General features: G+C 56.6%; 8 protein-coding genes. All 8 read right to left on the reverse strand.

Features of this window, described 5'->3' with window-relative positions; all coding sequences use genetic code 11:
• Window position 1: 1 nt before the first annotated feature.
• The 8 genes from AC1EKE_RS01230 to bamG all read right to left on the reverse strand — a co-directional run bounded on the left by AC1EKE_RS01230 (window position 2) and on the right by bamG (window position 10,726).
• Window positions 2–727: a 2-phosphosulfolactate phosphatase gene (locus AC1EKE_RS01230; RefSeq protein WP_480307671.1), complete on the reverse strand. Its 726-nt coding sequence runs from the start codon at window positions 725–727 to the stop codon at window positions 2–4.
• Window positions 724–1,476, reverse strand: a complete 753-nt coding sequence (locus AC1EKE_RS01235) for a copper homeostasis protein CutC (protein ID WP_480307673.1) — start codon at window positions 1,474–1,476, stop codon at window positions 724–726. The genes AC1EKE_RS01230 and AC1EKE_RS01235 overlap by 4 nt, the downstream gene beginning before the upstream one ends.
• Window positions 1,463–3,958: a beta-mannosidase gene (locus AC1EKE_RS01240; RefSeq protein ID WP_480307675.1), complete on the reverse strand. Its 2,496-nt coding sequence runs from the start codon at window positions 3,956–3,958 to the stop codon at window positions 1,463–1,465. Before AC1EKE_RS01240 ends, AC1EKE_RS01235 begins: the two co-directional genes overlap by 14 nt.
• Window positions 3,959–4,035: 77 nt before the next feature.
• On the reverse strand, window positions 4,036–5,787 hold the full coding sequence (gene aspS, locus AC1EKE_RS01245) for an aspartate--tRNA ligase (protein WP_480307676.1): 1,752 nt from the start codon (window positions 5,785–5,787) through the stop codon (window positions 4,036–4,038).
• Window positions 5,788–5,808: 21 nt separating this feature from the next.
• Complete coding sequence (locus tag AC1EKE_RS01250) at window positions 5,809–7,068, reverse strand: hemolysin family protein (RefSeq protein ID WP_296122138.1); 1,260 nt, start codon at window positions 7,066–7,068, stop codon at window positions 5,809–5,811.
• Window positions 7,069–7,132: 64 nt separating this feature from the next.
• A complete protein-coding gene (locus AC1EKE_RS01255) occupies window positions 7,133–7,843 on the reverse strand; it encodes a hypothetical protein (RefSeq protein ID WP_480307678.1) in 711 nt (236 codons plus the stop codon).
• A gap of 103 nt (window positions 7,844–7,946) precedes the next feature.
• Window positions 7,947–9,302, reverse strand: a complete 1,356-nt coding sequence (locus AC1EKE_RS01260) for a tetratricopeptide repeat protein (protein WP_480307680.1) — start codon at window positions 9,300–9,302, stop codon at window positions 7,947–7,949.
• 92 nt (window positions 9,303–9,394) lie between these two features.
• The gene (gene bamG / locus AC1EKE_RS01265) at window positions 9,395–10,726 is read right to left on the reverse strand and encodes a BamG family beta-barrel-assembly machinery protein (protein WP_480307682.1); all 1,332 of its coding nucleotides are present in this window, start codon (window positions 10,724–10,726) and stop codon (window positions 9,395–9,397) included.
• Window positions 10,727–11,024: the final 298 nt, after the last annotated feature.

An 11,024-nucleotide genomic window follows, 5' to 3' on the forward strand; every position in this document is an offset into this window, starting at 1 on the left:
CTTACTTATTATCTAATACGATACGTCCCTTAGCATCCGTGCCGGCTATGGGGAGAGCTGTGGAGCAGTCGAGGTCAATGCAGTACGAGAGAGCCTCCGCCTTCCCCACACGGAGGAGGCGCTGGTAGTGGTCGCTCTGCTTGATGGCGCCCACGATGTCAGACGAGTGACTACGGTAGTAGTCAAGCACCATCCGCACCGCATCACTGCCGAGTGTGTGGCTACCCGAGAGGCGGTCAGCAAGGGCAGCACCGAAGAGAGCATCCTCGATGCAGACGTGCCCCTCCCATCCGGCACAGACGGAGAGGACATTGCGTCCCCGGCAGTACTCAGCCACGGTGCCGATGTTGGTAAATGCTCCGACGACCACACTATGCTCCGGTCCGAAGCTCATACACTTCTTCAGCGTGCGGGTGCCATTTGTGGTGGTGAAGTAGATCTCCTTGTCTCGCACCTGCTCTGGACCATACTCAAGCGGATCGTTGCCGAGATCGGCGAAGTCACACTTGACACACTTACGCTCCGCACCGACGAGGTGACCCGCTGCAGCTGCCGCCTTTGCTTCCTCGATGGTCTCGATGGGAAAGATCCTCCGGACACCATTGTCAAAGGCAGCGACCATCGTCGAGCTGGCTCTGAGGATATCCACCACCACAAAGGTGGTCGGCTCAGTAGGTCTATAGACATCAAGCAGCTCGGGGGAGAGAACAATATCGATCGTATTCATGATAAAAGACTTTGACGTATAGATGAAATAGCCTCGGCATCGGTGACTCTGATGTCTCTCTCAGGGATCTGAGCCGAGGACGAGGTTGGAAATGCCACTGAGGAGTGACGCATCGAGCTGCCCCTCAGCCTTGCAAAGGTACCATGAATCGCAGAGACACCGGTGGACCGGACCACATGACGAGCATTATCGGCCGTGATGCCACTGCCCGCCATGATGCTGATGCGTCCATCGGCCTGCTCCACCAGGTGACGGATCCGATCCAGACTGTCCACTGCCGATGGCGTACCACCCGATGTGAGAATGCAGGCAAAGCCGAGAGCTACCGCCTGCTCCAGAGCCGTCTCCAGCGATGCCGCCCGATCAAATGCCCGATGAAGCGTGACCGGAAGACCCTCTGCCTCACGGATCAGCCGGCGGCAGAGCTCGTCGTCTAAGTCTCCATCCGAAGTAAGGGCACCGAGCGAGAAACCGGCCACACCCAGCCGACGCAAAACCCGGATATCCTCCAGCATAACATCGACCTCGGTCTCAGAGTAGAGGTAGTCTCCCGAGCGAGGACGGATGATCGGGATGATGGGGAGATGACAGCAGCGGAGAGCCGCCGCCACAGTGCCGTAGGAGGGCGTGGTACCACCCTCCGAGAGGGCGGCACAGAGCTCTATTCGGCTCGCCCCACCCCGCTCAGCCTCTAGGCACGAGGGGACATCACCGGCACAATTCTCGATGATGAGTTCACTTTTCTTCATTTCTCAGCAGGTCATTAAGGGTGTGAAAGGTCAGCCTACCCTTCTCCACATCAGGATGAGAGATCTCTATCGTCTTCGTCTCTCCCGGGAGCAGGTCAAAGAAATTATCCGAGTAGAGAGCGCCCTGCCAGGGGGACTCGATAAAGAGATCCTTGATCAGGGTCTCAGCGGTAATGGTGACCGTCAGCCCCCTCTCCGTCAGTCGCTCCTCGACCAAGTAACGAGGACGTGGCAGCTTCATCTGCCGGGGACGGACGCTATAGTAGAGCTGGCGAGCGACCTCCTTCCCATCGCCTTGCCTCACGATCAACTGTGCAAGGATGGTATCTGAGGTGAGCGGTCTCGGGAGTTGGGTAAGCTCCACAGAGAGAGGCGTCTCAGTCACCCGGCAGGCATAGTGGGAAGGACTCGTCAGGAGGCTCCCGTCTGTCCGCATCCAGGTCACCTCGACATCGACGGAGCCCCGAAGCAACGGGTCATCGGAGACGAGGCAGAGGGCGAGCAAGTCCCCCCGCTCCACCAGGTCGACGATCGTGGGCCGATAGGCGCGCTCCACTGCATAGTGGAGCGCCTTGTGATTGCCCCAGTAATCGACGGAGGACCAGCTGACCGTGGGCCAGACATCATTGATCTGCCAGTAGAGCGAACCGGCATTGTCGGGATAGGCGCGACGGACGGCACGGATGGCATAGCCGGTGGCATCTCGCTGCTCGAGGAGACTCAGGTAAGTGAAGTCGGCAAAGCTCTCGGGCTTCGGGTAGTCGCGCTCCATATAGAGTCGCAACCGCTCATTGCCACCCGGGGAGCGCTGCCGATGCGCCACGAGAGGATGGTCGAGGCTGAGAGAGTCCGCCTCAGGGGCAAAGTTCCTGACGGTCTTCATCTCGGGGAAAGACTGCAGCCCGTACTCGCTTGCGAAGCGCCCTGCATTGTGATCAAACGTGGTGTAGTCCTCTTCGCCAAACCACATTCCCCAGTAGTGTGCATCGCTGCGGGAGAGGCTCTCGAGGTCGCCCCAGTTAGAGTCAAAGGGCGAGCCGTGTATGTAGTCCACATGCGGGGCGTAGTGAGCGACGCTCTCGGGGAGGAGCTTCCGGAAGAGCTTTTCATACCCTGTCGTCATCTCCTGCCAGAGCTCGGGACTGTACTTTAACTTCCAGCCCCAGTGGCGCATTCCCTCGCGGACCTCATTGTTGCCGCAGAGGAGTGCCAGGGAGGGGTGATTGCGGAGGCGCGAGAGCTGATCCGCCACTTCGCACCGCACGTTTTCCATAAAGGCGGGGTCGCTCGGATAGGTGGTGCAGGCAAAGGGGAAGTCCTGCCAGATCAGGATCCCGTAGCGATCTGCCAGCTCGTAAAACTCCTCCGTCTCGTAGATCCCTCCGCCCCAGACACGCAGCATATTGAAGTGCGCCGGCAGCACGTCCTCCACGAAGAATTGCTCGAGGCTCCTCCCGTGGTCGCCCATACGCCGGTCGTGCGGGAGGTAATTGGCCCCCTTGGCGTAGAAAGGTCGGCGATTGACCACGAAGCGGAACGCCCCGTCCGTCTGATCAAGGTGCACCTCCCGCAGCCCCACTCGGAGGCTGTCCCTCTCTCCCGTCGTGTCCTGATAGACCAGCGTGTAGCGATCTGCCTCACCCCATCCGTGTGGCATCCAGAGTCGTGGCCTCGGGATGGAGAAGGCAACCGAGTCACCCGTCATCACCGCACGCTCCAGCTCCACGCCATCCGGATCGAGGAGCGTGAGGAATGCCCCCTGCGCTCTCCGGCTGCCACTCACAGTGAGCGTGGCTGAGGTCGGCTCCGTACCGCTCCACTCGATCTTACTGCGGACGTAAAAGTCCTCCGGATGAAGACGCTCCTTTCGCTCCACAACGGGCGGTGCAAAAAGACCCATAGAGATCAGCCGAGGTGCCCAGTCCCACCCGTAGTGGTAGGGGGCTGTCCGGATGTATGGGCTGTAGAATATTTTTGCACGATCATTATCGGCAGGATAATTGAATCCATTGCTCTCGTAAAGGAGCTGACCGATCTTCGTCGGCGAGAGGAGGCGGATCACCAGCCGGTTGGTCCCGGGGCGGAGATGACCATCGAGGTCATAGGCATAGGTCCGGAAGAAGTTTTCTGTACGACCAAGCAGCGCGCCATTGAGATAGAACTCCGCAAAAGTATCGACCCACCTGAGGCGCAACCGGTAGCCGGAGAGCTCCGCGCCCGACAGCTCAAAGGTGGTCCGGTAGACCCACTCCCTATCGCTCACCCACTGTATGCTGTCCTCGGAGGTGCCGACAAAGGGATGAGGGATCAGGCCCTGACGGAGCAGGTCTCGCTGCACCATGGAGGGGATCTCCACGGCGACAGAGGTGGAGTCGGGCTGTCCCTCCTCCGTCAGGTCGAAGCGACTCAGGACGATCTGAGCAGTGAGCGACGGCAGGAGGGCAAGCAGAGAGAGGGCAAGGAGAGCTCTTCGGACAAGCATGGGGGACCGTGAAATAAAAAAAGGAAGATCTGCGTCCGACAGAGACAGCTGATCTTCCTCTTGCATACTATAGAGACTTACTTCTTAAGCGCAATGTGCAGCTCATCCAGCTGCTTCTGGTCCACAGTGGCAGGAGCATCTACCATTACATCGCGACCGGAGGTATTCTTCGGGAAAGCAATCGTGTCGCGGATGCTGTCCAAGCCGGCGAAGAGAGAGACCCAGCGGTCAAAGCCATAAGCGATGCCTCCGTGGGGCGGCGCACCGTACTTGAAAGCATTCATCAGGAAGCCAAATTGCTCCTGAGCTCGCTCCTCAGTGAAGCCGAGGGCATGGAACATCCGGTCCTGAAGCTTGGTGTCGTGGATTCGGATCGAGCCGCCACCCACTTCGACACCATTGATCACCATATCGTAGGCGTAGGCTCGCACCTTCCCGGGATCGGTCTCCAGCAGCGGGATGTCCTCCTCCACCGGCATGGTGAAGGGGTGGTGCATCGCCATATAGCGCCCCTCCTCCTCGCTCCACTCGAAGAGCGGGAAATTGACCACCCAGAGACACTTGAAGTTCATCGGGTCCATCAGGCCCTCACGGCGTCCCATCTGGAGACGGAGACGTCCCAGCTGAGTCCTACACTTCATCGCATCGTCACCACAGAGGATCAGGATCAGGTCACCCGGCTCTGCCTTCATGGCATCGCGCAGGGAAGCTCTCTGCTCCTCGGAGTAGAACTTATCGACACTGCTCTTGACGCTGCCATCCTCATTGATGCGTGCGTAGATCAGTCCCTTGGCACCCACCTGCGGGCTCTTTACGTAGTCGGTCAGCTCATCGAGCTGCTTGCGGGTATAGCCGGCGCAGCCCTTGACACAGATACCTCCGATGTAGGCAGCCTCATCAAAGACCCCAAATCCGGTCTCGGTGATCGTCTCCTTGAGCTCCACGATCCGCATATCGAAGCGCATGTCCGGCTTATCTGAGCCGTAGTACTTCATCGCATCCTGCCAGTCCATCTTGAGGTAGGGCTCCGTCTGCTCAATGCCGAGGATCTCCTTGAATAGGTATTTGCTCAGTCCCTCAAAGGTGTCTGTCACATCATCCTGATGGACGTAGCTCATCTCGCAGTCGATCTGGGTGAACTCCGGCTGACGATCAGCACGTAGGTCCTCGTCGCGGAAGCACTTCACCACCTGGAAGTACCGGTCGATACCGGCAATCATCAGTAGTTGCTTGTAGGTCTGAGGGGACTGTGGGAGGGCGTAGAATTGTCCTGGATTCATCCTCGAGGGGACGATAAAGTCTCGCGCACCCTCGGGTGTAGACTTGATCAGGAAAGGCGTCTCCACCTCCATAAACTGCTGCCCATCGAGGTAACGACGGATCAGCTGTGCCATCCGGTGACGGAGGGCAAGATTACGTACCACACTGGGTCGGCGGATGTCGAGATAGCGGTACTTCATCCGTAGCTCATCACCGCCATCGGACTCCTCCTCAATCGTGAAGGGAGGGGTCTCGGAGGCTGATAGGATATTGAGCGAGTGGACATCGATCTCAATATCACCGGTAGGCATCTTGGGGTTCTTCGAGGAGCGCTCCACGACGGTACCTACGGCCTGGATCACATACTCACGACCGATCTCAGATGCCTTCTCGAGCTGCTCATGGCTGCTGCTCTCAGCGAGGACCAACTGGGTGATCCCATACCGATCACGCAGATCGATAAAGGTCATCCCGCCCATCTTACGTATCCGCTGCACCCATCCGGCCAGCGTCACCTCGGAGCCAATATCGGAGGCGCGAAGCTCTCCACAAGTCTTTGTTCTATACATGATATCTCACACTATGTGCGACTAACTCCGTACGAGCAGCCGCACGAGGATTATTTTATTCTCTGATGCTCTCAGTATCTCTGCGCTAAACTTTGGAGAAAGCTCCACCACCTCGCCCCGACCGGGGATAGACTGGCTGACCGACATGATATAGCCGGCTATGGTCTTGAAGTCCTCCTCCTCAGGCAGTCCGATCTCAAACTTATCATTAATATCATCCAGCCCGGCACGACCTGAGAGTATGTACTCCTCCTCGCTCACCTTACGCATAACGATATGCACCGTATCGTGCTCGTCCTCGATGTCCCCGAAGATCTCTTCCACGATATCCTCGAGGGTGACGATCCCGGAGGTCCCGCCCAGTTCGTCCACCACGATCGCCAAGCCTCGCTTGCGCAGCAGGAGGCTCTGCATCACCTTCTCTATCGTTAGCGTCTCAGGCACATAGATCGTCTCCTTGATATGCTCCTGCCAGCGACTTCCGTCCTTGTGGCAGCGAAACATCTCAGTGCTGTGGATGTAACCGATCACATTATCTATCGACTCGCGGTAGACGATGATCTTAGAGTAGCCGGTCTTGATGAAGAGGTCCAGCAGCTCCTCCATAGAGGTATCCTCCTCGACAGCAGAGAGCTCGTTGCGAGGGATGAGGCAGTCGCGGACCTGTATGTCTGGAAACTCTAGGGCATTCTGCAGCAGCATAGCCTCATGCCTCACCGTAGGGTCGTCCTCCGATGAGGTATTTTGCCGGATGTAGTAATCGAGGTCGACCTTACCGAGAGGGCTCTGGTCATTGGTCTTTCCCTTGATCCCAAAGAGGAGTAGGAAGAGGTTTGTCAGCCCGCCTGCCAGTATCGTGATCGGGTAGAAGAGGACATAGGCAAAGGTGAGGGGGAGCGAGGCAAATTGCATATACTCATTGGGTCTCGCCTTAGCCACAGACTTAGGGACATACTCCCCAAAGATGATCACCACCGCTGTGGAGATCAGCGTCTGGATCAGCACGATCAGGAAGGCATTGGTCATCCACTGCCGCAGTAGCGGCTCAAGGAGCGCAGCAAAGAGCAGCCCATAGATGACGTTGATCACATTATTCGCCACGAGGACAGTGGTGATGTACTTCCCGGGGCGGTCAAAGAGGAAGGTCTGAGCCTTACTCCCCACCCCCCGCTTGGCCTTATCCAGCTCCACCTGAAGCCGATCGGATGCGAGGAAAGCGGTCTCCGACCCGCTAAAGAAGGCCGAGAGCAAGACACAGAGTACTATGAAGAAGTAGATCATCGACTTATCGTAGCTTCCACCTCACGATAGAGGTGAGATAGACAAAGATACATAACCCTCACCTTTATCTCGATGGTCTATAGGGATTAGTCCGCGCTGGGGATCGTCTCATCATGAGAGAGTCTCGCGGTCGTATGGGAGGAGTCGCCACACTATCCGGAGACATCACTGAGTCGGTCGTGGAGGGCGCAGCGGGTGACGAAGTCACCTCACCATCCTCATTGACATCCATATGCCCTGCCGTATCGTACAGCTCGTACATCGTCATGTACTGGTTACTCTTGAAGCCAAAGCGACTCCGCAGCTCCTCACCCGGCCCTCTCAGGATCCGGATGCTGTCGTGGGAGTAGACCAGCTCATTGTCCTCATCCCAGAAGAGATGGTTCCCAAAGAACTGAGTCCCCTCCCGATTGAGGATATGGATATTCTCCTTCAGCTCCCAGAGGTGACGCGACACGTGGTAGTAGGCGGTGTCAGCGACGATCGATGCCTGCGTCTGAAAGAGGGTGTCAAATTGCTCCAGATAGATCCCCTCAGGGAAGACCCACTGCTCCTCAGGCTCACTACGGGTCAGCCAGAGGTCGGTCACCATCTTATACTTCGTCACTCCGCTGTCGGAGATGAAGGTCACCACATCCTTCGTGATCGAGGTGTACCCCAGGCTATCGATGGACCGACTGGCCAAGTCGGACTTACGTCCCTTACATCCGGTCATCAGCAGAGCCGAGAGTAAGACAAAGAAGAAGCAGGTGCGACCCCACAAGGTGGAGTACACCGGCTTCTTACTCTGACTATGTATCGATAAGGATCCTATCTCAGGCTCCTCCATGAGGACTTAGTGATGAAAGGGTACGATGAGCGCAAGGATCGACCGGCGATCAACGTACGCGTATGGTGGTCGTCTCACCGATCCACCCCCCTACGGTAAAGGACTGACCCTCCTGCAGGTCGGGGTGCATAAAGATATCCTCCTTGGCGGGATAGGCAGCCGTGTAGGTGCCGATCAGCTTATTCGCCTGAGCAGTCACGCTGGGATCGATAGCCTTTGCGCGAGCGGCCTTATCGACGACGAGGCAGTAGACGACACGTTGCTTCACCGGATCATCCGGGTAGATGCTGCTTGCGCTGGAGGCGTACATACTGGCGATGAGGAGCATCGGTGCGCCGAAGCCAGGCTTGGCAGCCATCGCAGCATTGCAGTACTGACGGGAGGTGCCGTAGCTGTGACGATCGTAGTACATCACTGCGAGGGCGTAGTTGGCCTCTCCCTTCTCATCCGCATCGGTACTGAGGTCGATAGCCTTCTTGTAATACTCCTCGGCCTTAGTATAATTCTTGTCAGCGAGCGCCTTACGTGCCACACCGAGAGCGGCAGAGGAGCTCGGCTCGAGATTGAACAATGCCTCAGAGGCAGCATAGTAGGAGGGGCTCTCGGTGCAACCTACACTCTGAAAGAGGGCAATCGTCTCCTTGAGGAAAGTCTTGTCGGTATTCTTCTCCTTGATCTGAGGACCATAGATCGACTCCATCACATCACAGCTAGCAGCACCACTGGCGGCAAAGGCCTGCAGTGAGGTAGCCTGATAGCTTGCGATTGCCTCAGCGCGACTCGTATTGCCCTCGGCCTCAGCGGCAGCCTTAGCCTCGGCATAGAGCTTGTCGACAAAGGTCTGATCCTTCACATACTGCGCCTTGAAATTCTGGTCCAGTGAGGAGCGGAGCATCGAGGAGTAGGTGAAGTAGTAGAGCGTCAAGGGGTCGGTCTTAGCGCCACGCTTGTCGATCACCGGCTTGAGGCGGTCGTACATCTTGACGTAGTCCACCTCATTAGGGTAGTACTTCAGCTGATCAGAGATCATACTGCCGAGGATGTAGTCCTCACCGGTCTCCTCATCGTCACCGAAGTACTTGATGCGGCTGTTGTACATATCCATCAGCCCATCGTAAGCCTTCTTCTTATCCTCGGGGGTCTTGGCGTTATCGATCTGCCAAGTGTAGATCTCGGCACCCTGGATGTAGAGATCCTTGGACTGAGCAGGGCACTCATCATAGACGCGCTTCCAGAAGGTGTAGGCATCTACGTAATTCTTACTCTTAAGGTAGATCTTGTAGAACTTTGTGTTCTTGGCGCAAGCGGCCGTATCAGGCTCAGCTGTCGTGGATGGGGCCACATAGGTGCCGGCATAAGCCGAGAGACCTAATCCCAGTGCGAGTGTGAAAAGTAATGATTTCATTGATATGGGTTTGATTTTTAGTTTTCGATATTGTGTTCCGAATACTTCATCGGTACAAGTATGATGAAAATATCCCGGATAGGTTTACTTTATCAATAGATCTTGAGCTTGCGGAACCAAGTCTCATTGAAGGCAAAGCCCAGAGTGAGCCGGAGCATATCGCTGCTGAAGCCACTCTCCTTAGCTGCCAAGCCGTGCTTGTACTCGAGCGAGAGGTTGAGGGCTGAGTTGCGCTCGAGACCATAGAGGAGGATCGGTAGCCCGACACCGACGGAGGCACCGATATACTTCATCTGCCCGATGGGGGCCACCTCGTAGTAGGAGGTGGAGAAATTGACGCCACCGGAGTAGGTGATCTGCCTGCCGTAGTTACTCGAGTAGGGGTCGGGGAGGATCTGAAATCCCGCTGCAGCGTAGTAGCTGCTCCTCAGCTGTAGTCCATCCCCGGCAAAGATATTGGGGACGCTGCTCCAGAGCGAGGTTTTGAGGTCCGCTGACACGGCATACTTCATCGGTCGCACCCATGCCAGTCCCACCCCGATGGTATGAGGAGTAGAGGTCTCCAGGACTACATCTTTATTCTCAATGTCGGGGCGAGTCTGCGAGTTGACATTCCGATTGACGATCAGGGTAGCCTCAGGCTTGAGGGGCAGACCGGGGCTATAGGTAGCTCCGAGGACGATCTGATCCCGCGTAGCGCTGGGGGTCGCCGCCGAGCGAGCAGGCAGGAAAAGCTTATACTGCAGTCCCGCCTCTGCCTGGAAGGAGCTAATCCTTAGCCGATGGGTCTCCATACTCTGTGTGAGCTGAGAGAAATTGGGTACCATCGTCCAGGTGTGAGTCTCTGACCCGAAGAGGTACTTCGCACTGACTCCGAGATAGAGGTTTCGCACCACCTCGGCACCGATGCCGAGATAAGCGGTCTGGAAGGAGCCCCTGCCGGAAAAGCTTTGGAGATACTTCACCCCGTCAGTGTCACCCTCGACGCTCTGAGTAGAGGACATACCATATCCGGTGTAGAAGGAGGGGATCAGTCCGAGGCTAAGCGCCACACGGTCACCGTAGAGAGGAAACTGCACAGCCAGATAGTCCAGCCCGCCCTGCAGAGAGGGCTTGCTGACGGTGTCATCCCGATAGAGCCCAAAGTGAGCCGACGTCGCCACGTCCATGATAAAGGAGAGGGAGTCTGTGGATGCAAAGGCAGCAGGGTTGGTAAAATTGATCGCCTTAGGGCTACTCATGGCAATACCGACACCGCCCATACCTCGCCAGAGTGTAGGGGTAGCGTAGGCAGGGATGCCATAGCCATACCGAGTGGTAGGCGAGGACTGCATATCCTGGGCCTGCAGCGATGCGCCAGCGAGACCGGTCAGGGTGAGTATGGTGAAGACAGTCGAGTAAAGTCTTATCCTCGGGGATAGCATACGTGATGATGATTTGTTAGTCCACTCATGCGAGCTATAGCACCCACACAAAGTCGAGGACAAATATCGGTAATTCTACACTGCTTCGCAAATCTCCCACCGCCATGCTCCCATTTGGTCGGCTAATTCGGCTAATTCGCATTTTGATGTGCTGGGAGGGGGAGGAAAAAGAAATTACCTTTGTTGAGGAGACAATAGATACTTGATGAGGAAGTAGTTAGAGCGTATGGAAACAGCAGAGATAAGGGAGTTGATATCGGCATTTGTTCCGGAGGAGATCCTTCGCGACTTTGAGCTG

The sequence above is a fragment of the Porphyromonas sp. C0041D3 genome, from assembly GCF_056590575.1.

Excerpts from the sequence above, each read along its gene's own strand:
- AC1EKE_RS01230 (WP_480307671.1), bottom strand. The coding sequence starts at position 727 with ATGAATACGATCGATATTGTTCTCTCCCCCGAGCTGCTTGATGTCTAT.
- AC1EKE_RS01235 (WP_480307673.1), bottom strand. The coding sequence starts at position 1,476 with ATGAAGAAAAGTGAACTCATCATCGAGAATTGTGCCGGTGATGTCCCC.
- AC1EKE_RS01240 (WP_480307675.1), bottom strand. The coding sequence starts at position 3,958 with ATGCTTGTCCGAAGAGCTCTCCTTGCCCTCTCTCTGCTTGCCCTCCTG.
- aspS (WP_480307676.1), bottom strand. The coding sequence starts at position 5,787 with ATGTATAGAACAAAGACTTGTGGAGAGCTTCGCGCCTCCGATATTGGC.
- AC1EKE_RS01250 (WP_296122138.1), bottom strand. The coding sequence starts at position 7,068 with ATGATCTACTTCTTCATAGTACTCTGTGTCTTGCTCTCGGCCTTCTTT.
- AC1EKE_RS01260 (WP_480307680.1), bottom strand. The coding sequence starts at position 9,302 with ATGAAATCATTACTTTTCACACTCGCACTGGGATTAGGTCTCTCGGCT.
- bamG (WP_480307682.1), bottom strand. The coding sequence starts at position 10,726 with ATGCTATCCCCGAGGATAAGACTTTACTCGACTGTCTTCACCATACTC.